Raw genomic sequence first — 26,417 nt, forward strand, 5'->3', positions numbered from 1 at the left:
TATATATGACAAAAATGACAATAGTACAATTAGGAAAATGATTTTAATAATTTATCTTGGTAAGAAGTTTATTAATAAAAGATGGCTTACATTCATATAGAGAGTACTTGAAAATTCAATTTAAATTATCCTTTTTTCTTTTCCTTAAATCTATCTTAAAAGATATAATGTCATATTTCTAATCATTGGAATTTTTGTTACAATATAAATGGATGTGTAAAACTTTGTAAAAACAATGTGATAATATGTAATATATTTTCAGAAAGTTTTATACAATTTTTATATTAAACTATTAAGTTATAAAAAGGAGAGAGAATATGTTACCAAATACGGTTCGTACTCCAAACAAGAAGAAGAAATGGATTATTATTGGGGTTATTGCACTAATTGTTATTGTAGCGGCAATTAATATTTTTGTTATGCAAGGTAAGAAGAAGGGTGCATCAACAAATGCTGATGCTGTAAGTTTTGAGAAAGTGACAGAGCGTAAGCTGAATAATACGAAGTTAATTTCTGGTCAGGTGAAGCCTGGTAATATTGAAAGCTTCTATGCAGATCCGGCCAAAGGGAAAGTGAAAGATATTGAGGTAAAAGAAGGGCAAGAGGTAGAAAAAGGTACGAAGTTATTCTCTTATGATAATGAAGAGATTAATCTTCAAATGAAGCAAGCTGAGCTTGATCAGAAGATGGCAGATATGCGTTATGATCAAGGGAAAAAGAAGATTGATTCGTTGAAGAAAGAAATTAAGAAGGCGAAAGATAGCGGAGCTGGGAAAGAAGTAACAGATCCGATGGACGAGCAAGTAAATGAGTTAGAGATAGGGCAAAAAACAATTGACCTTGAGAAAGAAAAAGGAAAGTTGCAGAAAGAAGAGTTAAGTAAAAAGCAGAAAGAGCTTACGATTTATAGTAATTTCGCTGGTGTTGTTCAAAAGTTAGATAAAGATGCGGCACAAAGTTCATCTCAAGCGTTAGGTGGTCAAGGAAAAGCGTTTTTACAAGTAGCTTCTAAAGATCCATTCCAAGTTCAAGGTACGTTAACTGAGCTTCAAAAGTCACAAATCCAAAAAGATCAAACATTCACTGTAACGGCAAAAGCAAATAATAAGAAGAAGTGGACAGGTAAGATTACAGAGGTAAGTGAGTTCCCAACGAGCGCAGAGATGGCGCAAGCTGGCGGCATGGGTGAAGCAACTCAAAATATGTCTCAATATACATATAAAGCAAGTCTTGATAGCCAAGATGGTTTATCTCCAGGTTACCACGTTTCTCTGCAAGTAAACTTAGAGAATAAGAAGATGCTTGCTGTCCCAAGTAAGAGCATTGTAGAAAAAGGCGATGATGCATTTGTTTATGTTGAGGATAAAGGGAAGCTTCGTAAACAAAATGTGAAAAAAGGTTCTACTGATGGGGACTGGACAGAGGTTGTAGAAGGCGTAACAGTGGGGCAAAAGGTGGTTAAAAATCCTTCCGACGATGTGTATGACGGAATGGAAGTGAAAGAGAAATGATTACGTTAAATCATATTGCTAAAACGTATTATCAAGGAAAATTGGCGGTGCCGATTTTGCATGGTATTAGTTTAACGATTCAGAGTGGTGAGTTCGTTTCGATTATGGGACCGTCTGGTTCTGGTAAGTCGACTCTTATGAATATTATTGGTTGCTTAGATCGTCCAACAGAAGGTGAATATATGCTGAATGACGTGAATATCTTAACAGCAGACGAGTCAAAGCTTGCTTTAATTCGTAATGAATATATTGGCTTTGTATTTCAGCATTTTAATTTACTACCTCGTCTTTCCGCAGTGGAAAATGTTGAGCTTCCGCTCGTATATGGTGGCGTGAAGAAAGCGGAGCGTCGCAAGCGTGCTTTGGAGGCGTTAGGTAAAGTTGGATTGGCAGATCGCGTGCATCATTTACCAAATGAGTTATCAGGTGGACAGAAGCAGCGTGTAGCGATTGCAAGAGCGATTGCGAATAACCCAACGTTCATTATGGCCGATGAACCGACTGGTGCACTTGATACGAAGTCTGGTGAGCAAGTTATGAATATTTTCACGAAGCTTAATGCAGAAGGTACGACGATTGTTATGGTTACGCATGAAGAGGAAGTAGCAGCGTATTCTTCCCGCCGCATTGTACTGCGAGACGGGAAAGTTACAGAAGATAGAAGGTGTGCGGTATGAGTTTACTAGATAGTATAAAAATTGCCCTGTCTTCTATTTTAGCTCATAAACTGCGTTCTGCTCTTACGATGCTCGGTATTATTATCGGGGTAGGTTCGATTATTACTGTCGTTGCAATTGGGCAAGGCGGGGAAGCAATGCTGAAGTCGAAAATCGCTGGTTCTGGTAATAATCTTATGCCAATTCAATTTAAACCGGATATTAATGATGAGTTCAGTATGGGGGGGCATCAAGTACCGAAATTAACAGAAGAAGATATTATGGAAGTAAAGCAAGTTAAAGATGTTTCTCATGTTATTACGACGAATAATACGATGGAAACAATGGATATTAATGATAAAAAATCAATGATTAATGTTATTGGACTTGATAGTGAATATTTTGAAGTAAATAAAGTGAAAGTGGTTAAAGGTCGTTCATTAAATGAATCTGATATTTCACAAGGAAATAACGTTGTTATGATTAGTACGAAATCAGAAGAGACGTTATTTAAAGATGAAAATCCAGTAGGGAAAATTATTGAAATGAAAGGACAACCGATGCAAATTATTGGTGTCTATAAATCAGATAATGAATTTATGGGGTTCGAGGCTGAGGAAATGTTAATTCCTCTTACTTTATGGCCTGTTTTATACGGAACGGATGAAATTCAAAGTATCGCCATTCAATCTAAAAACGTAGATAATTTAGAAACGGCAGGGAAAAAAGCTGTTGATGTATTAAATAGTCGTAAACCAAGCGATATTCCAGGTAAATATGAATTGGTGAATTTAAAAGAATTCCAAGAAGGTGTTTCTAAAGTTACTAACATTATGACGATGATCATTGGTGGTATCGCGGGTATTTCATTAGTCGTTGGTGGTATTGGTGTTATGAATATTATGCTTGTATCTGTAACGGAGCGTACACGAGAAATTGGGATACGTAAAGCACTTGGAGCAACACGTAGTAAAATTTTATTACAGTTTTTAATTGAAGCTGTTATGTTAACACTTCTAGGTGGTTTAATCGGAATTGGTCTTGGGTATGGCGGAGCATATATCGTTTCTACATTCGCAAAATGGCCGCCACTCGTTTCATGGGAAGTTGTCGTTGGAGGCGTACTGTTCTCGATGACACTCGGTATTATTTTTGGATTAATTCCAGCAAATAAAGCTGCGAAATTAGATCCAATTGAAGCATTGCGTTATGAGTAATTAATAGTGTAGTAGAACTACACATTACCGTTCTAGTGGGCGGTTCGTAGCCTCTATATGAGGAAGTGAACCGCCCGTTAGAACGGGTTATATAAATAGAAGGAGGCGTTATAATGGAAGCAAATATTAATACGCAAGATGTAGGTGCGAAGAAGCCATCATTATTAGGAATGATTACTTCTCCAGGTGAGCAGTTTGAGAGAATGAAGACGAAAAGTCCGGTTTGGGGGACATTTGTCTTATTTGTTATATTAGGAACGATTATAGCAACAGCAGTGTCTTACTTAACATTAATTAGTACTCCAGAATTGGCAAAAGAATTAAATGGTGAAGCAGGGGCAATGGTAAAAGGATTTACCCTTGGTGGAGGCGCGCTTGTTGGTCTATTAGGAACACCTATAGGTCTCTTTATTGCGGCAGGTTTTTATAAAATTATTATGATGTTTATGAGCAATGATACACCATACATGAAAATATTATCGATTTACTTATATGCTAATCTTGTTTATTATATCGGCGGATTGTTAAATGCAGGATTAGGCTTTATTTTTGATGGAAATGGCACTGATGTTTATACAAGTTTAGCTCCTTTATTTGAACAAGGGACAGTAGCACATGGAATTGCCTCTTCAATTGAAATTTTTAATATTTGGAGCCTTATTCTAACAGGACTAGGCTTACACATTGTAGCTGGTTTAAGTAAGAAACAAGCTACGATTTTAATTGTAATCTTCTTTATCCTAACAATTGCATTCGGCGTTGTAAGAGGTTTAGTAAGCGGCTTTGGTGCATAACATATTATTTTAAAAAGGTGACTCTTTAAAGGAGTCACCTTTTTTATTTTTACCCCTATTTCAAATACCACCAACAAAATTTCAAATACTAGCTGGTGTAATTTCAAATTCCGTCGGTAGTATTTGAAATTACTCACGGTGAAATCTTTTCTTTATTTTTATATTGTGAAGGTACCGCGGAATACTAGAAAGGTATACCTTTTAGAAACGGGTACTGTGTGAAGCCAGCGACTTTTAAAGAAGCAGTTGTTTTGTACGAAGGGATGATTGTAAATCAGATAAAGAAATTAGGTATTCGTAAAGATTATGAAGAGTATTATTAATGTGGTTTAATCGGTCTTTGGCATGCGTATGAAAGATTTGATGAAAAGAAGGGATGTTTCCCTGCATATGCAGTTGTAACGGTGCGAGGTTATATATTAGAGAGATTGAAGAAAGAGTTCGCAGTGCAGGAGAGATGTGTATGTGTAGGAGAGTATGAGGATATCTTTCATTTTGAGGATGTTGAAATAAGAGTGAAGGATTTTATGAGTGTGTTAGATAAGAAGGAGAAGTATATTATTTTTGAACGTTTTTTTGTAGGGAAGACGATGGGAGAAATCGCTTTAGAGACGGAAATGACATATTATCAAGTAAGATGGATGTATCGGCAAGCACTCGAGAAAATGCGAGATAGTGTAAAAGGATAAAAATAGAAAATAGAATGGAAGGTAAGGAAATACTACCTTCCATTCTATTTGTTATTAAGGTGATGAATCTTGCATGTTCATTTGGGATAATACATATCCAGCTTTCCATAATTGCTGGCTTAACTTATGGGAACTAATTTGTATCGTTACGGTAGCTCCGTTTGAAAAATGAATTTTAGCTCGTTTAGCTTTTTTGAAAAACTCTATTGTATGAACATGTTTGAAGAAAAGCCAAATACAATTTGGAGAAGCAGGAGATTCTGTTGAGAAAGCACAAATATATTCTCTATGATTGATCGGAATTGGAACGTTTTGTTTAAATTTAAATTTTGTTTTTACAGCATTACGTCTCCCTTGATAAGTAGAATGAATATTTGTTAGACAAGATTTCTGTATAAGTTGGAGAGCAGTTTGACAGGAGTAAAGATGGTTTCCGCTACTGTCGATAATTTTTGTGCGGTAATAAGGGTGTTTACATGGTTCAAGCATCATTGTAGAACTAGAAATAAAAATGTTGTTTTCATTATCCATAATTCTATATCCCCCCCTTATAATTTTCATTCCGAATATAATTATATATAAATTAAGTAAATTTACTGTTAATATTCTATTTCATATTGTAAATTTTGGCTATTCGTTTACAATCAATAGGTGATAGTCTTTCTAATTTGCATCGCTTGTACATATATATGAAAATAGAAAAGAGTAGGCGGTGATATAGTATGAAGAAAAAGTATATTATTATGGCTTTAGTTGTCGTTCTCCTAGTATATTTAGCAAACAGTAATCCGAGTAAGGGAGAATATACAGAATGGGCAGCGAAGCAGTTTATGAAGCGTAATGATGTGAGTAAGAAGCTAGATGAAGTTCAAAAAGAGAATGAAGAGGGTCTCCTTGGCGACTTGGCATCGGCCGGTAAAAAGTTAGCGAAAAAGTATGTTGAGCCACAAGTTGGGTTATTAATTGATCATTATACGAAGCGAAATGATTATATATTCTTCTCAACATATACGACTGAGTTTGATATAGGTGAAGAACATTATAAGTACGTATGCGTCGGTTTTTCAAAGATTTTTATTCCGATTGAAATGCCGAAGAAAAAAGACGAATCTGCAAAATGATGCAGATTCGTCTTTTTCATTTTATAGAGTAATGGGAACTTCAGATACATTTTTTTCTACAAGGCGAGCTCCCTTTTTTCTTGTATTTTCATCAATGGATGAAAATACAGATGAGGCAAGGATTGTATCCATTACTTGATTTACGACTTGTGCATCGATTGGTGTGATGGGCGTATCGATAGAAAAAACGACTGTTTTTCCATCTTCCTTCGCGAAAATCAACTCTAGTACTTGCATGTGTTATTCCCTCCTTTGTATTTACCCCGCTATTTACGGGATTTGGGTCTGCCGGTTAAATTGTGGGCTAATAATCAGCGGGGATGAATAAAATCCCCACTGATCCGAGTTTTACTTTATAGTTTAGAAAGATCTGATGTGCTTACAAGTTGTACAGCGTGAAGTGGTGATGCTTGTAAGGAAGCTAGAGCATGAGCTACATTGTGTACTTGATCTAAGCTCGCATTTGTTTTAACACGTTTAAATTGTTTGCTCTTGAAAACTGTTTTGCCGTTCTTATCTAATCCGTTGTTTAAGACAAGACGTAAAGTTAAATCCATTACGATTGTTTCAATTGCCATGTGTATCACCTCCTTTCACTTTATAAATAGGATGCAAATGTCATGTTTTGGCGTGAAATTTTTTCTTTTTTTTGGTACCCTTAAAAGATTAAGAGAGGAGAATTCTGGATAATGAATCGTAAATGGTTATTTTGGATTCCTGTATTACTATGGATGGGGCTGATTTTCTATTCTTCGGCACAACCATATAAAAAGCAGGATATGCGTTCAGATATTGAACAATATGTAAATGTTGAATTTGTGAAAGAGCATTTTTCATGGGTATCTATCGATTATGGTGGAGGAACCCCTGTTAGTATTGCGAATAAAGGTGTAGGCGGATTTATTGAGTTTTTCCTTCGTAAAGGTGCTCATTTTATGGTGTTCTTTATGCTAGGTTCATTAATTTATTACGCTTTTCATCGATCAGGTTATTCGAGGAAAAGATGTTTTATATATGCCCTTCTTTTCGTTGCGGGTTATGCAACATTTGATGAAATTCACCAATGGTATACGGGAGACCGTACACCAATGTGGCAAGATTCATTGCTTGATACGTGCGGCGGGTTAACGGGGATTATAATAAGTAATTGGTTTTGGAATAGAAAAAAGCGCTAATCTCATTTCGAGATTAGCGCTTTTTTTGCGGGTAGTAAAACTCTACGTAATTGGCCTAATTAAAGTTTCACTTTATACACCAAGTAATTCTTTTAGTTCGTCTGTTGATAGTTCAGTCATCCAACTATCGCTTGTGATGACTGCATTGTTTAGAGATTGTTTTCTTTCTAGCATTTCATCAATTTTTTCTTCTAATGTTCCTGTTGTAATGAGTTTGTGAACATGAACAAATCGTTTTTGACCAATGCGATATGCGCGGTCTGTTGCTTGATTTTCCACAGCTGGATTCCACCAACGATCGTAGTGAATGACATGGTTGGCAGCGGTTAAGTTTAATCCTGTTCCGCCAGCTTTTAAGGATAAGATGAAAATGTCATACGTTCCGTTTTGGAACTCCTCAATCATCTTGTCGCGATCTTTTTTCGGTACACTACCGTTTAAGAAGAGGACACGCTGGCCGAATTTTTCTTCTAGCACACGTTTTAGCATGTTCCCCATGCCGATATATTGAGTGAAGATGAGGCAACTTTCATTTTGATCTTTTATATTTTCTATGAGCTCCATCAACGTTTTTGTTTTCATAGAGCGTTCAACGACATTTTGTGGCTCTTCTTCTTTTAAATAAAGAGCTGGATGATTACAAATTTGTTTTAGCTTGTTCAGCATAAGTAATATAAAGCCGCGTCTTTCAATTCCACTTAATCCTTCGACATTTTGCAGTGTATCTTGAACAAGTTGTTCATATAAGGAAGCTTGTTCACCAGTAAGAGGACAGTAAGCTTTTTGTTCTTGTTTATCTGGTAAATTTAATGCGACTGTTTGATCTTTCTTCGTTCGGCGCAGTAAAAATGGTGAGATAAACCGTTGAACTTGCTGGATTTTTCCTTCATCACGATCTTTTTCAATCGGTGTGACGAAGCGGCGCTGGAATTGCCCTAAGCTTCCGAGATATCCATGATTAATAAAGTCGAAAATGGACCAAAGTTCAGCGAGGCGATTTTCCATCGGTGTACCAGTTAAAGCGATTTTGTGATTTGCTTGCAAGTTTCGTACTGCTTTCGACTGTTTCGTATGTGGGTTCTTAATATTTTGTGCTTCATCCACAATAACAGCATCCCAGCATAATGAAGTTAGTTCTTCCTCATCGAGTTGAGCCAATGCATAAGATGTTAATACAACATCTGCCGATTGAAGGAAATCTTCAAAAGAATTGCCCTTATCTCTATTACTTCCATAATGTAATTGAACACGTAAATTCGGTGCGAAACGCTCAAATTCTTTTTGCCAATTTCCAAGAACAGATGTCGGCGCTACGATTAATGCAGGGCCTGTTTTGAGATTGTTTTCTTTTATATATAGTAAGTAAGAGATTGTTTGAATACTTTTCCCGAGTCCCATATCGTCAGCTAGCAATGCTCCAAATCCAAGCTTTCGTAAATATAATAACCATTCAATGCCGTGTTGTTGATACGGACGAAGTGTTGCGTTTAGTGAAGTAGGGACATCTACTTTTGGAATATCTCCAATATGAAGCAGCTTTTGGAATAGTTCCTCATAATATCCATCTAGTTCGATTTCAATATCAGTAAACGGACTATCATCTTCTACAATTTCTGTTTCAGCCGTATTTGATAAATGTTGCTGCAGGACATCTTTCATCTCTAGTCCGTATTTATCGGCACGGTTCATGAGTTTCCTTACTTCTTCGATAAAGGCTGGATCTAGTCGCATCCATTGACCGTTTATATTGAATAGACGTTTATTTTGTTCAACGAGTTCGAAAAATTCGCTTTCTGATAAATCAATGCCGTTCGTCGAAATGCGCCAATCAAAATTAACGAGCGTATTCATACCGAAGAACGATTGTGTTTGTGCTGTATTTTGCTTCAGCTGGACACGTAATTTCGGTTTTGTTGCTTTTAAATTTTGCCACCATGATGGTAGTAAAATTGTAATGCCGGCTGCAAGTAATTCATTGCTTGCTTCTGTTAAGAAGTTCCAAGCTTCTGTTTCAAAGAGCTCATTTCGGAATGTATCTCCTTCTTTTAACCACGGTATGAGCTTACTAAAACCTTCTTGTGTTTCTGTAATCCGTTCTTCGTAATCGTGCCATCTTTTCGGTAAGGAATCGATGTTTTCATATACATATATGCGATGCGCCCCGCGCTTTGGTGTCACAATTGTTTCAAGCTTCCACATTTCAAATTCTTCTTGTGGTTCTTGTAGTCTTAGTCCGATTGTAAACGGAAGATCATCTTCAATATAACCAATTTTCCGAAGCCAATCTTCTTCATGTAGTGCTGTTTCCAGTTGTCTTTTCGTAAAGTCATAATGTTCATATAGTCTTTTAGCATCTTCCCAGCCGTCATTTGAGCGGTTGTCTTGTAATATGCTTTCATTAACTGCTGCTGAGAAAAGAGATGCTAATGTGTCATCTTCAATTGGTGTATTTTGAACTTTCCAAGATGGTTGTTTAGGCCAATGATTCATATCTGGTACGAAACTACCACTCGTAAAGGCATCCCATAGTTCATTTGCATCTTTCGTAAGTGCTGTAATCGTGCCGTTTATTTGAATATGTGCAAAGGAATTCATCGGTTTGTTTGCAATGTATTCAAAGGCTTGTGCATTTGTTAGCAGCACACCTTGTTTTCCTTCGAAGGTTGCTTCTTTTAGAAACGTACCGTAGAAAGAAGTGGAGTGCCATGTGAATGCATTTCGTTTCCAACTTGTTACGGATAATGGAGTACCGCTGTCATCTTCTCCCCAAAGGAACCAACCTTGACTAACATGCTGGAGCCTAATTGTTACTTCAGTTTGATTGATCATCGATTAATTTTCCTTTCCGTAATTCCTCTTGTAGTGCACGCAGACGTGAATGGAGATTGGCGATGTGAATAATGAAAGCATCCCATTCATCGGTGCGTTTTAATCGTTTATATAATGTCCGTAATTTCTTTAAGTAACGAACTGCACGTTTATATGATTTACGATTTCGTTCTTCAATCGCCTCTACAGCAGCAAGATGGTAAAGAGGAAGTGCCACTTCTGGCGCTTCTTTTTCAATATCTTTCAGTGGCTCTTTCAACAGTTCAATTGCCTCAAATCCATATAAGAGATGAAGCTCTGCCCATGTGCGATACTGTTTTTTCGCGAGTACGTACTGTTCGTAGTTTGTGAAACTATACGGCAATAGCTCTTGTAAAATCATTTCAAAACCAGCTTGTTCATTTGTATGTGTTGCGTATGTTTCATACATGATTACAAATAGCCGAACGATATCTTTTATGAAAATCGTATTTTCGTGATCTTGGATCGTTTTCTTTACTTGTTTATACGTAAAGGAAAGCCAGTTTTTTGCACGATCCCATTGCATGGCACTTAATAGTTCTTCTAACCAATAGAAGTATAGACTCACAACAGAAGCAGGCTGTTTTTTTAGTAAGTCCATCGCTAGTAAATCTTCATCATTTAAAAAGAGAAGATGGGAAGACGCTAACGCTTTGGATAGTGGATTGATTTTCGTATCGATTCGTTTTTCTTCTTCTTGTATTTTCTCTTTATTGTTTAAAAGTTCACTCCATATGTGACGATAAATGAAAAATCGCTCTTGCGTATAAGTGTCGGTAGAGAAGAATACTTCATGAACGAGACGAGCTGTTTCTTGTAAAATTATTTCAGACTCTGAAGGAATCGCTTCTGATTGTAAGTCCCGAACGATGGATTCCACTTTGTCTACAAATAGGCGAATGACATTAACAGGTTGGTGATAAGAATACGTTTTGTTTGCTTCGAATGCCTGAATTTCTTCTAATAATTTTTGAAAGCAGTAAATTGCTGCATGTAACCTGAATAATTCATGTATGGCGATGACGCGCGGAGCTTTCCGCTCAAGCTTCGTATAGAAATCTGTAAAGATACTCATAAGAAAATACATTTGTTTATAAGTAAGGCGAGCTTGTTCTTTTTTAAATGATTCATATTCTTTTTCAAAATATGATTCCCAACTTTTATAATCCGTTTCTTCAAAAGCTGATGATTGCAATACTTGTCTTGCAGTTCGAATAGGAGGAAGGGAAGGTCTCGTATTATTTTTAAATAAAGTTAATACATCTCCTACTTGCCCGAAACTAGACGCTGCAGATAGTAATACAGCGAGCATATGCTCACATTGTGTTGGTGCGAAGCAATCACAATAACTTTCAGCGACATTACGAATCGGAATATGAACGCTATATACGTTGCCTTCCGCATCTACAGTTCCTGATAGTGTATAACCATCAAAGTCAACGTTGTAGACAACACCACTACGATATAGGTGCCGAGCTGTAGCGACATGTTCCTGATCAGCTGTTTGCTGTGGATCTAGTCCTTGAACGAACTCATTCGCAATCATCATAATTTCATCTTTCGTAATTGAGTGTTGCAGCATAATATTCCTCCGTACACATATTTCTTTCCTTTACCATTATAAACAAAAAATGCTCAAAACAGAAAAAATGAAATTTGGATTACATAACTTGAAAATCATGGTAATATATAAAATGTTAATTTCATATATGAATATATACGTATAGGAGGAGAAATAATTTGTCAGATTTACAGACGAAGTTAGGTAGTGGGATGAATAAGTTACAAGAAGGAATAGAACAAGGGAAAATGAAGTTGCAAGTTGCACAAGAAATTGCTCAATTGAAAAAGGGAATGCAAGTGCAAATGCAGAAAAAAGCAGAGGTTCTATTAGAGGTTGGGCAGCAAGTGTATGTTCAATTAAGAGGAAGTGGAGTAAATGAAGCGAGCTTAAAAGAAATGATTGCTCCAGTTCAAGAATTTGATGTAGCTATTTATCAAGCAAGAAAGCGCATTGTTGAATTGCAAAAACAACAAGGTGAAAAAGCTACATGTGAATGTGGTGGACCTTTATCAATAAATGATAAGTTTTGTGGTTCGTGTGGAAAACCTAACCCGATGTTAGCAGTAGAAAATGAAGGTGAAACGGTAAATTGTATTTCATGTAATGAGCATATCGATAAAAACTCTACTTACTGTCCAGTTTGTGGAATTAAGCAAAGTGGGGAGTGAATTAAATGTATTGTCGCACATGTGGAAAACAACATGGTGAAGAAGTAAATTATTGCCCAAATGAAGGTAGTATGGAGATTGCAGGAGCTATAGATGCAGTAACATTAGAAAAAGATACTGCAAAATACTGCAAAGGTTGTGGCAGTGAAAATGCTCAAAAAAATTTATATTGTCAAAAGTGTGGGTATTCTTTATCTGTTGTGAAGAAAAAAGAACAATCTGTAAAATTGCCTACAATGGATGGTACTCCTAAAGTTGAATTTAAAGCAGATAAAGCCGTTTTACAAAAAGGTTTTATTGGTGGGGCTGTTGCAAGTATTCTCATGTTAATTGCTGGTTGGATTGGTAGTTTATTATTTGCTTCTATGTTAAGTGAGATGTTTAGCAAATTTGCAAAAGAATTAGAAATGTTGCCAAGTTTTTATTCGAGTGCAACTTCTACGATGTTAAGTTACCATTTACTTGGTTTTACAGCTAACGATGATAGTGGATTGATATTTTCTTTATCTTGGCATACTCCTTTTACATTATTATTAATCATTCCATTTATTATTTTCGCTGGTACAGGAATTTGGTTAGGGAAACAGCATGTTGCGAAAACGATTAAAGATCAAATCTTTATGGCAGCAACAGTTGGTATTATTTATGGCGTCTTTTTATTCATTATAAGTTTTATAGCGTCACAATCTTTTGCAATTCCATTCTCAGAAGCAGGTAAGATTACGGTTGGCTATTCAGCGATTAAGAGTTTATTGAGTGGTTTTGTATGTGGGACATTATTTACCTTATTAGGATTTATTGCTCATACAAGCAAAAACAATATGGCAGCAGCATTTCAAGAGTTAATGCCATATGGAGCGTCTGTTTATTACGGTGTTTCAGCTATGATAAAAGGACTTTTAGTAACAGCGGTAGCGGTTTGTATTATGGCGTTAGTAAGTAAGGAAGACGGTATTGAACCATTAAAAGAAATAACAACTTTAAAATCTGAAAGTACATTATTAGCATTAGAGTTAACACCTCAATTATGGAGTATGGCTCATTTTGCGCCGTTAGAAGTATCAAGTCCAGCACTTAGTAAGGAATTTACTAGAATTGGTAAGAAATCAAATGCGTATGAGAGCACACTATCGTTTTCATTTATATCAGGCGTCTCTGTAAATGGCGTAGAGCTTAGAGAGATATTGATTTCAAAAGGAGCAAATGAGGAAAGCCTTGCAGAATTTGATAAAGTGAATAACGTATTCCATTATGGTTTATTACTGCTTATTATTCCATTGTTCTTTATGTTTAGAGCGGGAAGAAAGTTAGCTAAATTACCGACTGCCAATATATATATTACATTAGCGGTATGTAGTGGTTCTTACACAATTATGATGATTGTAATGAATATGATTTCTAAGTTCCAAATTAATGTTTCAGGAACGGTAACAGGTTTATTTGGAACAAGTGGAACGGTATTATCTATGCAAAATTCATTTATATATTTAACTTTGTTTAGCTTGATTGTGACATATGTAGCGGCATTTGCTGGAATGAAATTAGCTAAAAAATAGGAGGAGAGCACGTTGAAGTTTTGTGGAACATGTAAAAAGAACGTTGCAGACCATTTGAACTTTTGTCCGGAGTGTGGGAGTAAAGTAGAAGTAATCGTTGATAACACTGCTGCTTCATATACAGAATTACAAAGCGAGACAAAATCAGTGAAAAGTAAGAAAAATTTATTTTTGATCATTGGTTTTGCTGTTATTGCTGCATTATTATTTGGGGCATATAAATTTGGAGCATATAAGTTTTCAAAAGAAAAGCAAGTAAATGTAATGATTGAAGCATTCCAAAAGAAAGATATTAATGCAATTGATGAGTTTGTAAAAGCGAATGATTCAAGCTTAAAGATTAAGACAGAGGATATTAAAGCGTACATGCGTTATTTAAAAGAGAATCCTTCTTACAACAAACAATTACTGTCTTATTTACAGAAAGAGACAGTAGATCAAAAGTTAACTAAAGATAAATCTTCATTTAAGGACGGGGAAATAGTAGAAGAGGGAAAAGAGTGGTTCTTATATCCAAAGTATAAGTTCAGCATGAAATCTTATTATATGAGCATTAGTACAACTGCAAAAAATGCAGAAATACATGTGAATGACAAAAAAGAAACAGAGCTTTCTAGTGATAAAACTTCGAAAGAGTTGGGGCCATACTTCCCAGGTACATATGTTGTAAAGGCAACGGCGAAGACAGAACTGACTGAATTAGAAACAGAGAAAGAAGTAGATTTAGCGGATGAACAGAGCGAGAAGGTGAAAGTGGATTTATCGCTTGAAGGTAAGTATGTAAGCATTTCTTCTGATGAAAGTGATGCAACTGTATTTGTGAATGGGAAAAAACGTGGAAAATTAAATTATGGAAGTTATAAGCTTGGCCCTGTATCCACAGATGAAACAGTAGAAGTACATTTAGAGAAAACTACTGATTTTGGTGTGATGAAATCTGAAAGTGTTAAAATTGGAGACCAAAGCACGTATTACTTAAAATTCCCGAAAGAAACATCAAGTTCAGCAGTGGGCGAATTTGTAAGAAATCATATTTATGATAACGTACGTGCAATTTCATTAAATGATTTTAGTTTAATTGAAAAGAATTATGATAAGAGCGGGAAATCGTATAAGGAAGACCGTGATTATATACAGTATTTACACAAAAAAGGAATTACAGAAGACTTATTAACGATGGAAGTTCGTAATGTAGAGCGTCAAAGTGATACGAAATATAAAGTAACGACATATGAAGAGTATCATATTCGTTACGGTGATGGATCTGTGAAGTTCAAAAGTTTTAATAACGAACATATTGTAACTGTGAATGGAAATGGAAAGATGTTGTATCATTCTCTTGGTGCAAATAATACTTTGAAATCAGAAGATGTATCTGGTCCAACTCGTTAATATGAGAGAAGCTGTTCAATATTTGAACAGCTTCTTTTTTGTAGCTAAATCGATATTTCGTGTCGAACCGTTGATATATCGTAAGTTATGATAGATATAATTGAAAAATCGTTGATATATTTTTTTACAATTATGAGTGTGTTTCCTTTAATATTTCTTGTACATATGGATCATGTAATATCTGCTCTATAATTGGTAACATGTTTTGTTCAAATGGAATATCGATAGGAAATGGCTTTTGAGAGCCTGGTTTTACTCCATATTGCACAATTTTGTAATGTGTATTGTTTTCAGACTTGAGCACAATTAACTTATAGCGGTTATCATCGCCAGCGAGTGAGAAATCAATAGAAGTAGCGTTATATGTTACTTCATCTTTATATATGTACGGTTTTGGCGTACCAATCCAGTCTACTTTTGCTTGTACATTCATGGGCATAGCCTCCTTATATGTATTATAAATAAATAAAAGCCAGCTCTCAATAAAGAGAACCGGCTTGTAATTTAGCAGTCATTGGTTATTTTAAAATTTTCACTTTAACAGTTTTGCGTCCCCATTTTTGAGCAGCGCTATCTGATCCAAGTAAGATATCAATACGGTTACCTTTAATTGCACCACCAGTATCTCCAGCGATAGCTTCTCCGTAACCTTCTACCCATACTTTAGATCCTAATGGGATTACTTTCGGGTCAACAGCGATCATTTTCATGTTTGGATTCGCAGTTAAATCATGACCCATTGCAGTTAATACACGGCCGCCATATGTGCCACCGTTTTCGCTCGGGTGAGCTGTATATGCTGTAGCTACAACTGTTAACTCACGACCACCAGAAGGTGTGTTAGTTTCAGCAGCTTTTACAGCAGGCTTAGCAGCTGGTTTTGCTTGTGCTACAGGTGTTTGAGCCTTAGCTGGTGCTTCAGCTTTAGCAGGAGCCGTTGTTTCTTGTTTCTCAATTACAGGTGCTGTACCTGTTAAGAAAGGAACATGAACATAAGCTGTTTTCCCGTTATATTCAAATTGTAACCACTCATTTTGTACTTGGTTCGTTGTTTCGATTACATCGTCTTTCTTCAACTTTCCAAGAACCTCTGAGTTTGTGTTCGCTTCAGCACGTACGTTTAATACGTTAGCTGTTACGTAGTAGATGCTTTTTGTGAACTCTGCACTTACGAATGCGTCTTTACCGTCTAAAGTAACTTTTGACCATCCGTTCTCTGTATTTTGTACATCTATTTTATTACCGTTTAGTAATTTACCGACAACTTTTGATTCCGTAGTAGGGTTTTCGCGTACGTTTAGTACATCTGTTGTTACAACAGTTTCTGCATTAGCAGATGATGTGAAAATCCCAAGACCAAAAACTGCTGCTGTTGCTATACCAATTAATTTTTTCATGATAGCCTCCATTGCGTTTGTTTTCGTGTCCTCATTATAGCAACAGATTTTTTCGGATTTGGGGAAAACACACAATTACAAACCATTCGTAATAAGTCGTTAATATCCTGTAATATAACAAAAAATATAGGAAAGCGTTTTTCATTCTATATGACTCATAGGTTTCTAGTTATATTCAAAATATTTAATACAACATGTTTTTTTCGACGTAAATAAAAATATTACAGGAATGTTACATGATGTTTACTAAACGATTACATTCCTTGAGTATTTTACCGTTTTATGGGTAATATAGTTATATAAACATAAACATTTTGTTTGTGAAGCTATAAACACGTGCTATATACTAGCAAAAAAACCGCATAATTGTTACAAAACGAAAGGGTTGCAAGGAAGAAATTTGCCCTTTTTTACATATGTAACACATCCTTTTTTAGGAAAATACATTCCTATCCGCGTTTTTCTCACACAATTTGACAGCAGTATTTCTAACTTGTAGCTCTTGCAGAGTGAAAAGGTTATACGAAAGGTAAGGCTGTCCATAAGAATTCGAATTGGTGAAGGTGAAAATAAGAAAATCACTGCAAAATTATAGTTTTCTATCCGATTTTACATATCGGAATTTATGTTATTTACAAAAGCGAAACCTACGAAGGGGGATTTGATGAGGAAACTGACAAAAACATTCATCGTTTCATTAACATTATGTATTGCATTTACAATTTGGGGGATTATTCCCGAATCTATTATTGGAAAAGGTAGCTTAGGAAATGTAACAACCGCAATTCAAACTGCATTAGTTAGTAAGTTCGGCTGGTTTTATATTATTTCCGTTTCTATTATTTTAGGTGTGTCTATCTTTTTAATTGTTTCGAAATACGGTTCTATTCGTCTAGGTAAAGATGATGACGAACCTGATTATAGTTATATGACATGGTTTGCTATGCTATTTAGTGCTGGTATGGGTATCGGCTTAGTTTTTTGGGGCGTTGCTGAACCATTAAACCATTTATACGCACCTCCGTTTGGAGAAGGTGCAACTGAGGAAAGTGCGCGTCTTGCACTGCGTTTTTCATTTTTCCATTGGGGATTACATCCTTGGGGACTATATGCGTTTGTAGCGTTATGTATTGCTTACTTTACCTTTAGAAAAGGAAAAGCAAGTACGATTAGTGCGACAGTAGGTCCGTTATTTAAGGGCGGGGAACACGGGCGTATTGCTCATTCATTTGATGTGTTAGCTGTTTTTGCAACTGTGTTTGGTGTTGCAACGTCATTAGGTCTCGGTGCAAAACAAATTGCGGGTGGTGTTAGTTATTTAACATCTATCCCAAACTCATTAACGACACAGTTAGTTATTATTGCAATCGTAACAGTATTATTTATGTTATCTGCACAAACAGGTCTTGATAAGGGAATTAAATATTTAAGTAATACGAATATTATTTTTGCGTTTGCACTTATGATCATTGTATTATTTGCGGGTCCAACAAACTTTATTATGAATTACTTCACTTCAACAATCGGTTCTTATATTCAGGAATTACCAAGCATGAGCTTCCGTTTAAGTCCATTAGACGAAGGTGGAAACCAATGGATTCAATCGTGGACAATTTTCTATTGGGCATGGTGGATTGCGTGGTCACCATTCGTAGGTACGTTTATTGCTCGTGTTTCACGAGGCCGTACAATTCGTGAGTTTGTTATCGGTGTGTTACTCGTACCGACCGTAATTGGTGCACTGTGGTTCTCCGTTTTCGGCGGAACAGGTATTCATATGGAGCTGTTTGGTGATGCACATATCTTCGAAAAAGTGAAAGAGATGGGAACAGAAGTAGGATTATTCGCTATGTTCGATCAGATGGGCAGCTTTGGATCAGCTTTATCAGTTTTAGGTATTTTACTTATTGCAACATTCTTTATTACATCTGCAGACTCTGCAACATTTGTTTTAGGAATGTTAACGACACATGGTAGTTTAAACCCACCAAATCGTATTAAAATGATTTGGGGTATCGTTCTAGCCGCGATAGCTTCTACGCTATTATATATTGGCGGATTAGAAGCATTACAAACGGCAGCTATTATTGCAGCATTCCCGTTCGTCTTTGTTATTTTCTTTATGATGGCAGCATTATTTAAAGAGTTACAAAAAGAAGGACGTATGAAGCGTCATTAATAATAGAAGGAAAAGAGCTGATTTCATATCAGCTCTTTTTTTATCCCTCTATTTGCTGAGCAGTAAGAACCCCACCTCAAAATTCAGCAAAAGCAAATAAATCGAGCTGCTTGTAAAAGCCCTATTGGTGATGGCTAATGAAAGTTTCACTTTATATAGAAGGAATTTGAAATGCGGGTAGGGGAAATAAAATACTTTACCATATAAGTAGTATGCCTTTTATACGAAGAAAAAACGATAGGTTTCGACAATATTCGATCCCTTACGAATTCTATTCATATTTTTGACAAAAAATTGTCGGAAATGTGTTGTCACGTTTATATATATGTGCTATATTATTTCCTGTAAGCGATTTCAAATAGTTTTAAAGCGCATTCAAGGGGGACATCTAGAATAATGAAACGTTACGAAAGAAAGTGGAAGCATATTTGTTTGAAACGTGTGGCACATCGTAGTGTCCAAGAAAGCACGGAACCTAAGACTGAAACGCGCAAAGAACAGCAAGAGAAGCAATTGGTTCTACAAAAATAGCAATCACTTTTTCGTATATAAATGAAGGTCGATCGTTCGTTGGGGGATGGACGTGAAATTACTTTCAGCTAAGGGGTATTGTCTGATATATAATTTATACGGCAATAAATAAGCACAGAGCATACGGCGCTCTGTGCTTATTTTTATTATTTATCTTTTTTAAATCGAACTGTTTTATCCCAGCCAATGACTTGTTTCTTGCTCTTTGCACGTAAGTATAAGATTAAGCTACGAATAAATAAGTACGTAAAGAGCTGTGCGTACGTAAAGTACATAATAACGCTAATAAAAATATTAGTCGGTGTAAAGGTTCGTTCGACACTCTGGGCACTAAATAATTGAGAAACATATGTAATATATGCAACATACCACATAAATAGTAGCGGAATGCTATATTGAATTTGGAATATCCCGAGCAGCCCAATTACAAACCAAACGTTCGAAATGATTAGGAATAGCCAAAATACAACATACACCAGAACTTGTTGTAAGGAATGAACAAGCAGCTTTCCTTTAAAGAAACTTAATGATGAGAACATTTTTTCTAAAATATATAAATTTCCTTGGAGCCAACGTGTACGTTGTTTAATAAGAATTTTTAAATGTTCTGGTTCTTGTTCCCAAGTAACTGATTCTGGGACGATTGGTAAGAGATAACCTTTTTGTGTAATTCGTAATGTTAATTCAGCATCTTCTGCAATTGCGTAAGGGTCATAGCCACCAAGCTCTTCTAGTGCGGAGCGACGAAGAAGCATGTTTGTTCCTGTCAGCGAGCCTGTTTGGAATAGTAACCAGCGTCCAGATTGCATAAGGAGCTGGAAGATTTGGAATTCTAGCGAAATCATTCGCGTCAACCAGTTTCTTTTTTCGTTTACTGTACGAACGTGTCCAACAGCTCCAACAGCATCTTCAGTTGTTTCAGCGTGCTCTACAAGCATTCGCAGTGCGTGTGGTTCAGGTTGGTTATCTGCATCGTAAACACAGAAGTACTCACCATCTGAAATACTAAGCCCATAGTTTAGTACACGTGATTTACCCTTCGGTTCACCGGGAGGAACACGAATATGGCGAATATGAGCATAAGCTTTGTCGAAATCATCTCCGATTTCAGGTGTTTCATCTTGAGAGTTATCATTTAATAAATAAATAGTTAGCTTTCCTGGATATTCAATCTTTGCCATCGCCTCTAAAGTATCTTTAATAACGACGCCTTCATTATGGGCAGGTATGAAAATATCGACGCTCGGATAATGTTCTAGCGTACGATCTTTTCGTTTACTATTTCGGTGAATTAAGCCCGCGATTGTTAAGAAAGAGTAGTAAACGAGTAAGCCAGAGAATAGAAAGGCCGTAAAAATAAGTACATATTTAATTGAAAATGTGATACTAATCCAAAAAACGAGTACGCAAAACAGAAGGAATAAAAGAAGTATAACGAGAGTCATCATAACAGTGTCTGTCCTTTGTTTCCAATTTGCTCGCTTGAAATTTTTATATCTTTGATTGCTTCAGCAGCAAGCCATTGCTCCATTTTTGGTTTTAGGCGGTTCATTACAATGTCAGCACCAGCTTCATTTGTGTTTTGTAATAAAATAACTAGCGTATTATTATCATATTCAGCAGCAAGGTCAAAATCATTCCTTACCGTTTCAACTAATAAAGAAGCTACACGGTCCATAACACTTTCCTTTGTATATTTACTAAAGGAAGTGAAATCAAAGTAAACAATAATGCCTGTTTCATTACGACGATTCATTGCAGTCGTTAATAACGCTTGGCGTCTCTCGAATTCTTGTCTTGTTAGTAATTTGGATTCTCCAATATATTGTTCCAATGTTCTCACACGCTCAGTTAAAGCTTTATTTTCATGAATCACTTTTTTTAATAGGTGAGTTGTTATATATACAATGAAGAAGTTAGCTGCCATCAGGAAGTGGGTAATCATATATTGCCATTGATCTGATGTACTCCATAAGTGAAGCCATGCTTGATAGAACAAATAAAATACGGAAATAATGGTTCCTAGTATGAAGAAAACAAATGCTATTTTGTCAGCTAAAAATAAGAATAGTACATTTACGATTACGTATATTATTGTAAAAATGAGAGCATGCTCATATTTCGTCACATGTACAGTAGTAAAATAAAATACAATTTGTAAAATCCACATAGAGAGGATTTTATAGAACTTATCTTTCACAAAACTTTCCTCCTTAAAGCTATTTCATCAATAGATACTTGTAGTATGCGCAATTATTAAGAAATTGACCATGTCGTTAAACTCTTTTGAAGGGTAACAACAAGTAGTATCTCTATTTTCATAAGAAAAATAAAAAGACTTAAACATTATTGTATCATAATGTGCCTATATTAAGGATAAATTGATTAATAGATACATAAAAGACGTTTGGATTGTATGAAAAAAGTCTCCTCTTGTAGAAAGAGAAGACTCTATATAAGTTTATAGGAACATCATACCTGCAACTGCTGCGTTTAAGAAGTTCGCTAATGTACCAGCGATAACTGCTTTAATCCCTAATTGTGCAATTTGTTTACGGCGAGTAGGAGCTAACGTTCCTGTTACACCTAATTGAATTGCGATAGAAGAGAAGTTTGCAAATCCACAGATTGCAAATGTTAAAATTAGATTTGTTTTGTCAGAGAACTCTGCCATGTGTGGTCCTAAGTTTGCGTATGCAACGAATTCGTTGATTGCAAGTTTTTGACCGATAAAGCTTGCTGCTTGTATCGCTTCACCAGGAGAAACCCCGATTAAGATTGCGAATGGTGATAATAAGTAACCAAAGATTAAATCAAGGCTAAGTTTAATATCGAACAGAGAACCAATCCATCCTAATAATCCATTTAATAAAGCGATTAATGCGATGAAAGCCATTAACATTGCTGCTACGTTAATAACAAGTTGCATACCTTCAGATGCGCCGCGTGCAGCTGCATCAATAACATTTGCGTCTTCACGTTCTGTAGAAAGTTCAACGTTATTATCTACTTTTTCTGTCTCTGGCATGATTAGTTTCGCAATTAATAAGCTCGATGGAGCCGCCATAATTGCAGCTGCTAATAAGTGCTCTAACGGAATACCCATTGCTGCATAACCGACAAGAACGGATCCAGCAACAGCTGTCATACCGCTTACCATAATAGTGAAGAATTCACTATTTGTTAAGCGTGCTAAGTAAGGTTTAATTAAAATTGGAGCTTCAGTTTGTCCTAAAAATACAGTCGTTACTGAGTTTAGGCTTTCTGCTTTAGAAGTTCCAAGAAGTTTACTTAATGCACCACCAACGATGCTAACAAATTTCTGCATAATACCGAAATAATATAAGATTGCTACTAATGAACTAATAAATACGATTGGAAGTAGTGCTTGAATAAAGAATACAAATCCCCAAGGTCCCTTTGCGTTGACTAAATCCCCAGTAACGAACTTAATTCCCTCGTAAGAAAAATTAATTAATCCTTGAACACCGTCAGCAGCGTGTTTTAAACCTGCTTTACCAGCGTCCCATCGTAATACGATAAATGAAAATGACATTTGTAATGCTAGCGCAATTAAAATTGTGCGCCAATTAATAGCTTTGCGGTTGGAAGATAGTAAGAAAGCAATTGCTAATACTCCAATCACGCCGCCAATTCCCCATAAAAGATTCATGCAGTGTATGCTCCTTCCTCATAGTAAAAACAGTGTATAAACCAGTTGTCTATACGTTTGCGAATATAACATCTTTAGTAACTTATCATAATGGACATCGGAGGTCAAACGTCTAATGAAAAGTTTAAATAAAAAGAAAATTCTTCAAAAAAACACATATAAAATAAATAGACATGAAATAGGTTATGTTTTTTATGAAAATATATACATTATGATAACGTTATGCATTGTTTTTGTAGAATAAAGTGTATGAAATGGAAGAATGGATACATTATTCTTGTAGAGAGAAGGTAGGAGAAAGGGAGTAATATGTTGAACTCATAGCAAAAAAGCCTTCTAGTAAACTAGAAGGCTTTGAAACTATTAATTAAGGTGCTTTCGTGTATCCTAAGAAGTGGCTCTTCCAATAAGAGTTACTTAATGAAGCGATTGCTACACCTTTATCTCCAGCTTGGATAAATGATCCGCCCCCAAGGTAAATACCCATGTGAGAAGGACCAGATTTATAAGTGTTTTGGAAATAAATTAAGTCACCAGGTTGTGGACTTGAAGTTTGTGGTAGGCTACTCCAATATCCTGCAACACTTTGGCGGCTAATGTTATGACCAAATTTCTTAAATACGTGGTAGATGTAGCCACTGCAGTCTACGCCGTTAGCAGAAGTTCCGCCCCAAACGTACGGTACACCTTGCATTGATTTTGCATATGCAAGTACGGAAGAACTGTCGCCGCTATTGTTGCCTGTATTATTATTGTTGCTATTGTTTTGATTGTTATTTTGGTTATTGTTAGGCTTATTATCTACTGCGCCTCCAACTGGTGTTTTAGATAGGTAACGTGTTCCGATATAACCAGTTTGACCGTTGTAGTTAATTTTGCTCCATCCAGAGTTTTCAGAGATTACTTGAACCTTCTGTCCTTGTGGAAGTGCGCCTATGATTCTATAATTTGTACCTTCGCCGCTACGTACATTTAGTGCAGAAGCATTAATGTAGTAGTCGCCAATTGCACCTTGGTTAGGTTTTTCAGGTTGTTTTGGTTGCTCAGGAGTAGTAGTACCACCTTTAACGAATTTTACAAATTCGCTACTAACAAAGCCTGTTTTTCCTTGGTAATTTACTTTAAACCAACCGTTTTCAGATCCAACTACGTTTAATGTTGTACCATTTAAAACGCCACCAATTACACTATGGTAAGCGGCAGGGCCTGTACGAACACGTAAAGATGTAGCGTTAACTACGTAAGAACCGCCAGTTTGAATAGTTCCATTATTATTGTTTTGCTCTTGTTTGTTGCCTTCTGTAACGTTTTCGTTAGAACCGCCTTTTGTTACATAGTCTTTGCTTACATAAGCAGTTTGTCCTGCGTAATTGATTTTGAACCAATCTTGAACTTCTCCAACAACTTGTACTACTTGTCCTTTTGTCACAGAACCTACAGTTGTGTGAGAAGTGCTAGGACCTGTACGAACGCGAAGGGAAGATACATTTACTGTATAGTTTCCGCTTGCTGGTTTTACTTCTTGGTTGTTATTATTCGTATTGTTGTTTGAAGAACCTGCATTAGAAGAAACGCCAGATACGAATTCGCCACTTACATAACCTACTTGTCCATTATGGTTAATTTTCACCCAACCATTTTCTTGTCCAATTACGTTTAATGTTTGTCCTTCATATACACGCCCAGAAACAGAACTAGATGTGTTAGGAGCTGTACGTACACGTAATACATCAGCGGTAACTTTATTGTTGCCACCTGTACTTACATTGTTGTTTGCTGCGCCACTTTTTGATACAAATTCGCCACTAACAAAGCCTGTTTGTCCATTAATGTTAATTTTGAACCAACCGTTTTCTTCGCCAATCACGTTTAGTGATTGACCGTTATAAACGCGTGAGATGATGTCGTGAGAAGTGCTTGATCCCGCACGAACATGTAATACGCTCGCGTTTACCTTATAAGATGAGCTGTTTGATGCAGAAGCTTGGACAGTTGTAGCAGCTTTTTGTGTATTTTGTTCAGGTGCAGCTTGAACACTATCAAGTGTAGGTGCTGCTCCTCCTGCTACAGACACTGCCGCAAGACCGGCAAGATACTTTTTCATAATTTGTCGATTCCTTTCTGTCTGTAATGTAGTGAAGAAATATTTACCAACTGTTAAAAATTCTAAAGAGCATGTCGATTACTGTCAAGACTTATATAGGAATCTGAATATGACAAAAAGATTACAAGAAAAAAATCAAGGCATAAAATTACACCTTGATTTCCATTTAAATGCATATATTGAATATGAAAGGACAGAAATTATTCGTGTTTAAGAAGATGCCATATTGGATTGTAATAAGATTTGATTAAAAGATTTTTGCAGTTTTTTGGTGATAGGCCCAACTTGCCCATCTTGAATCGCGGTCCCATCAAGGTGGGTCATTGGCAAAATTTCAATCGTTGTGCCTGTAAAAAAGCATTCATCTGCTTGATAAACGTCACGAACGCTGAAAAGTTCTTCCTGCACAGGAATGTGAAGAGTATTCGCTAAAGAAAGGACATATTGACGAATAATGCCATTTAAAATAAGGTGATTGGCTGGATGTGTGTAAAGCGTTCCGTTTTTAATTAAAAAGAAGTTGGAATGGCTTCCTTCCGTTACAATACCGTTCCTTACGAGAAGTGCCTCTTTACAGCCTTTCCGTTCAGCTTTCGTAGCAGCTAGTACGTTTGGTAATAAAGTTAATGATTTAATGTCACAGCGTAGCCATCGAGTATCGGGTTCTGATATAGCGCGTATACCATATTCAATCCATAAAGCTGGTCGTTCTTTTTTTGTAATATAGGCATAAATTGTCGGAGGGTTGTCATATGAAAATACATGTGTGCGAGCTTGTACACCACGAGATACTTGCAAATAAATGGTGCCATCTTCGTGGAAATGGTTTCGTTCAATTAATTTGTAAAGTAAAGTGATGAGCTCAGCTTTTGAGAAAGGGAGCGATAATTCTACTTCTTCCATGGATCGATATAATCTCGTTATGTGCGGATCTAATAAATGAAAGTTCCCTTTATATAGGCGAATAACCTCATAGACACCATCTCCGAACTGCGAACCTCTCTCTTCAAGTTCTATGTACGTTTGTTGTTTTGTTGTATCAATAACTTCATCATTCCAAAGTACAAATTTTTCGTATGCCAATTTCCGTCCCATCCTTTCGTAAGTACGTAAGTAACGTGAAACTTTCATTCATGCGAGATAAAAATCACTATAGTAATTTTTATGTGAGCAATTCTCTACATATGACCATATATGTATTTGTAAATCATAGAGAAATAAGGATGATCTACCCCGCATTAACGGCAGTAAAGCCCCTACTTACAAATTCGGGTAGAGCAAAGAAGTGAAGTGGGCGAATCACTGCCCGTAAATGCCCGATTGATGAGGGATGATTAAAG

22 protein-coding genes and 1 pseudogene are annotated in these 26,417 nt (G+C 36.2%); 11 read left to right on the forward strand and 12 right to left on the reverse strand.

All coding sequences use genetic code 11. The features are described 5' to 3' along the window. Positions 1–317: 317 nt before the first annotated feature. From QO049_RS01215 to QO049_RS01235, 5 genes and pseudogenes are all read left to right on the forward strand, one after another. Positions 318–1,511, forward strand: coding sequence for an efflux RND transporter periplasmic adaptor subunit (locus QO049_RS01215; RefSeq protein WP_070184482.1), 1,194 nt, complete (start codon positions 318–320; stop codon positions 1,509–1,511). After that, on the forward strand, positions 1,508–2,188 hold the full coding sequence (locus QO049_RS01220; RefSeq protein WP_000631604.1) for an ABC transporter ATP-binding protein: 681 nt from the start codon (positions 1,508–1,510) through the stop codon (positions 2,186–2,188). Before QO049_RS01215 ends, QO049_RS01220 begins: the two co-directional genes overlap by 4 nt. Further along, a complete protein-coding gene (locus tag QO049_RS01225) occupies positions 2,185–3,384 on the forward strand; it encodes an ABC transporter permease (RefSeq protein ID WP_000054380.1) in 1,200 nt (399 codons plus the stop codon). Before QO049_RS01220 ends, QO049_RS01225 begins: the two co-directional genes overlap by 4 nt. A 113-nt stretch (positions 3,385–3,497) precedes the next feature. After that, complete coding sequence (yknW, locus tag QO049_RS01230) at positions 3,498–4,178, forward strand: YknW family membrane protein (RefSeq protein ID WP_070184481.1); 681 nt, start codon at positions 3,498–3,500, stop codon at positions 4,176–4,178. Between the two features lie 218 nt (positions 4,179–4,396). Beyond that, positions 4,397–4,867: pseudogene (locus tag QO049_RS01235) on the forward strand (sigma-70 family RNA polymerase sigma factor). 54 nt (positions 4,868–4,921) lie between these two features. Here QO049_RS01235 and QO049_RS01240 read toward each other — a convergent pair. Beyond that, positions 4,922–5,398, reverse strand: a complete 477-nt coding sequence (locus tag QO049_RS01240; RefSeq protein WP_098279871.1) for a competence protein ComK — start codon at positions 5,396–5,398, stop codon at positions 4,922–4,924. Positions 5,399–5,589: 191 nt separating this feature from the next. Here QO049_RS01240 and QO049_RS01245 point away from each other — a divergent pair, with 191 nt between their 5' ends. After that, positions 5,590–5,988 (forward strand): DUF4359 domain-containing protein, encoded by a 399-nt coding sequence (locus QO049_RS01245; protein ID WP_000731405.1) that lies wholly within the window; start codon positions 5,590–5,592, stop codon positions 5,986–5,988. Positions 5,989–6,009: 21 nt separating this feature from the next. Here the strand turns inward: QO049_RS01245 and QO049_RS01250 are convergent, their stop codons facing one another. Both QO049_RS01250 and QO049_RS01255 read right to left on the reverse strand, forming a co-directional pair. Beyond that, positions 6,010–6,225 (reverse strand): DUF2922 domain-containing protein, encoded by a 216-nt coding sequence (locus QO049_RS01250; protein ID WP_001197593.1) that lies wholly within the window; start codon positions 6,223–6,225, stop codon positions 6,010–6,012. Between the two features lie 116 nt (positions 6,226–6,341). Further along, positions 6,342–6,566: a DUF1659 domain-containing protein gene (locus QO049_RS01255; RefSeq protein WP_000963861.1), complete on the reverse strand. Its 225-nt coding sequence runs from the start codon at positions 6,564–6,566 to the stop codon at positions 6,342–6,344. 111 nt (positions 6,567–6,677) lie between these two features. On the opposite strand from QO049_RS01255, the gene QO049_RS01260 reads away from it, so the two are divergent. Beyond that, positions 6,678–7,163 (forward strand): VanZ family protein, encoded by a 486-nt coding sequence (locus QO049_RS01260; protein ID WP_001080709.1) that lies wholly within the window; start codon positions 6,678–6,680, stop codon positions 7,161–7,163. 72 nt (positions 7,164–7,235) lie between these two features. Here the strand turns inward: QO049_RS01260 and QO049_RS01265 are convergent, their stop codons facing one another. Both QO049_RS01265 and QO049_RS01270 read right to left on the reverse strand, forming a co-directional pair. Beyond that, a complete protein-coding gene (locus QO049_RS01265) occupies positions 7,236–9,992 on the reverse strand; it encodes a DEAD/DEAH box helicase (protein ID WP_284489096.1) in 2,757 nt (918 codons plus the stop codon). After that, a complete protein-coding gene (locus QO049_RS01270) occupies positions 9,976–11,595 on the reverse strand; it encodes an SWIM zinc finger family protein (protein WP_098607232.1) in 1,620 nt (539 codons plus the stop codon). The genes QO049_RS01265 and QO049_RS01270 overlap by 17 nt, the downstream gene beginning before the upstream one ends. Before the next feature lie 158 nt (positions 11,596–11,753). Between QO049_RS01270 and QO049_RS01275 the strand changes: the two genes are divergently transcribed. The 3 genes from QO049_RS01275 to QO049_RS01285 are packed head-to-tail and all read left to right on the forward strand — an operon-like array spanning position 11,754 to position 15,193. Beyond that, a complete protein-coding gene (locus QO049_RS01275) occupies positions 11,754–12,245 on the forward strand; it encodes a zinc ribbon domain-containing protein (protein ID WP_001281753.1) in 492 nt (163 codons plus the stop codon). 5 nt (positions 12,246–12,250) lie between these two features. Further along, positions 12,251–13,801 (forward strand): zinc ribbon domain-containing protein, encoded by a 1,551-nt coding sequence (locus QO049_RS01280; RefSeq protein ID WP_284489097.1) that lies wholly within the window; start codon positions 12,251–12,253, stop codon positions 13,799–13,801. Between the two features lie 12 nt (positions 13,802–13,813). After that, positions 13,814–15,193, forward strand: coding sequence for a zinc ribbon domain-containing protein (locus tag QO049_RS01285; protein ID WP_000666896.1), 1,380 nt, complete (start codon positions 13,814–13,816; stop codon positions 15,191–15,193). 130 nt (positions 15,194–15,323) lie between these two features. Here QO049_RS01285 and QO049_RS01290 read toward each other — a convergent pair whose 3' ends face one another. Together QO049_RS01290 and QO049_RS01295 are read right to left on the reverse strand one after the other, a co-directional pair. Next, the gene (locus tag QO049_RS01290; RefSeq protein WP_001102542.1) at positions 15,324–15,626 is read right to left on the reverse strand and encodes a DUF3910 family protein; all 303 of its coding nucleotides are present in this window, start codon (positions 15,624–15,626) and stop codon (positions 15,324–15,326) included. 85 nt (positions 15,627–15,711) lie between these two features. Then, the gene (locus QO049_RS01295) at positions 15,712–16,590 is read right to left on the reverse strand and encodes a cell wall-binding protein EntA (RefSeq protein ID WP_098607230.1); all 879 of its coding nucleotides are present in this window, start codon (positions 16,588–16,590) and stop codon (positions 15,712–15,714) included. A 664-nt stretch (positions 16,591–17,254) separates the two neighbouring features. On the opposite strand from QO049_RS01295, the gene opuD reads away from it, so the two are divergent. Then, positions 17,255–18,769, forward strand: coding sequence for a glycine betaine transporter OpuD (gene opuD, locus QO049_RS01300; protein WP_001230117.1), 1,515 nt, complete (start codon positions 17,255–17,257; stop codon positions 18,767–18,769). A gap of 677 nt (positions 18,770–19,446) precedes the next feature. Here opuD and QO049_RS01305 read toward each other — a convergent pair. The 5 genes from QO049_RS01305 to QO049_RS01325 all read right to left on the reverse strand — a co-directional run bounded on the left by QO049_RS01305 (position 19,447) and on the right by QO049_RS01325 (position 26,172). Then, positions 19,447–20,748: a glycosyltransferase family 2 protein gene (locus tag QO049_RS01305; protein WP_000988751.1), complete on the reverse strand. Its 1,302-nt coding sequence runs from the start codon at positions 20,746–20,748 to the stop codon at positions 19,447–19,449. Then, positions 20,745–21,500 carry a nucleotidyl cyclase domain-containing protein gene (locus QO049_RS01310; protein ID WP_098595750.1) on the reverse strand — a complete coding sequence of 252 codons (756 nt, stop codon included), beginning with the start codon at positions 21,498–21,500 and terminating at the stop codon, positions 20,745–20,747. The genes QO049_RS01305 and QO049_RS01310 overlap by 4 nt, the downstream gene beginning before the upstream one ends. Positions 21,501–21,761: 261 nt before the next feature. Next, positions 21,762–22,973 carry a NupC/NupG family nucleoside CNT transporter gene (locus QO049_RS01315; protein WP_098607229.1) on the reverse strand — a complete coding sequence of 404 codons (1,212 nt, stop codon included), beginning with the start codon at positions 22,971–22,973 and terminating at the stop codon, positions 21,762–21,764. 367 nt (positions 22,974–23,340) lie between these two features. Next, the gene (locus QO049_RS01320) at positions 23,341–25,077 is read right to left on the reverse strand and encodes a C40 family peptidase (protein WP_048655536.1); all 1,737 of its coding nucleotides are present in this window, start codon (positions 25,075–25,077) and stop codon (positions 23,341–23,343) included. A gap of 210 nt (positions 25,078–25,287) precedes the next feature. After that, positions 25,288–26,172 (reverse strand): D-amino-acid transaminase, encoded by an 885-nt coding sequence (locus tag QO049_RS01325; protein WP_284489098.1) that lies wholly within the window; start codon positions 26,170–26,172, stop codon positions 25,288–25,290. Between the last annotated feature and the right edge of the window lie 245 nt (positions 26,173–26,417).

Source organism: Bacillus sp. RB3, assembly GCF_030164735.1.
GTDB lineage: Bacteria > Bacillota > Bacilli > Bacillales > Bacillaceae_G > Bacillus_A > Bacillus_A cereus.

Bases quoted from the DNA above. Each gene is read 5' to 3' on its own strand.
- QO049_RS01270 (WP_098607232.1), bottom strand. From the start codon at position 11,595: ATGCTGCAACACTCAATTACGAAAGATGAAATTATGATGATTGCGAAT.
- QO049_RS01290 (WP_001102542.1), bottom strand. From the start codon at position 15,626: ATGAATGTACAAGCAAAAGTAGACTGGATTGGTACGCCAAAACCGTAC.
- QO049_RS01315 (WP_098607229.1), bottom strand. From the start codon at position 22,973: ATGAATCTTTTATGGGGAATTGGCGGCGTGATTGGAGTATTAGCAATT.
- QO049_RS01320 (WP_048655536.1), bottom strand. From the start codon at position 25,077: ATGAAAAAGTATCTTGCCGGTCTTGCGGCAGTGTCTGTAGCAGGAGGA.
- QO049_RS01225 (WP_000054380.1), top strand. From the start codon at position 2,185: ATGAGTTTACTAGATAGTATAAAAATTGCCCTGTCTTCTATTTTAGCT.
- QO049_RS01295 (WP_098607230.1), bottom strand. From the start codon at position 16,590: ATGAAAAAATTAATTGGTATAGCAACAGCAGCAGTTTTTGGTCTTGGG.
- yknW (WP_070184481.1), top strand. From the start codon at position 3,498: ATGGAAGCAAATATTAATACGCAAGATGTAGGTGCGAAGAAGCCATCA.
- opuD (WP_001230117.1), top strand. From the start codon at position 17,255: ATGAGGAAACTGACAAAAACATTCATCGTTTCATTAACATTATGTATT.
- QO049_RS01220 (WP_000631604.1), top strand. From the start codon at position 1,508: ATGATTACGTTAAATCATATTGCTAAAACGTATTATCAAGGAAAATTG.
- QO049_RS01265 (WP_284489096.1), bottom strand. From the start codon at position 9,992: ATGATCAATCAAACTGAAGTAACAATTAGGCTCCAGCATGTTAGTCAA.
- QO049_RS01245 (WP_000731405.1), top strand. From the start codon at position 5,590: ATGAAGAAAAAGTATATTATTATGGCTTTAGTTGTCGTTCTCCTAGTA.
- QO049_RS01255 (WP_000963861.1), bottom strand. From the start codon at position 6,566: ATGGCAATTGAAACAATCGTAATGGATTTAACTTTACGTCTTGTCTTA.
- QO049_RS01305 (WP_000988751.1), bottom strand. From the start codon at position 20,748: ATGATGACTCTCGTTATACTTCTTTTATTCCTTCTGTTTTGCGTACTC.
- QO049_RS01280 (WP_284489097.1), top strand. From the start codon at position 12,251: ATGTATTGTCGCACATGTGGAAAACAACATGGTGAAGAAGTAAATTAT.
- QO049_RS01325 (WP_284489098.1), bottom strand. From the start codon at position 26,172: ATGGGACGGAAATTGGCATACGAAAAATTTGTACTTTGGAATGATGAA.
- QO049_RS01240 (WP_098279871.1), bottom strand. From the start codon at position 5,398: ATGGATAATGAAAACAACATTTTTATTTCTAGTTCTACAATGATGCTT.
- QO049_RS01260 (WP_001080709.1), top strand. From the start codon at position 6,678: ATGAATCGTAAATGGTTATTTTGGATTCCTGTATTACTATGGATGGGG.
- QO049_RS01250 (WP_001197593.1), bottom strand. From the start codon at position 6,225: ATGCAAGTACTAGAGTTGATTTTCGCGAAGGAAGATGGAAAAACAGTC.
- QO049_RS01215 (WP_070184482.1), top strand. From the start codon at position 318: ATGTTACCAAATACGGTTCGTACTCCAAACAAGAAGAAGAAATGGATT.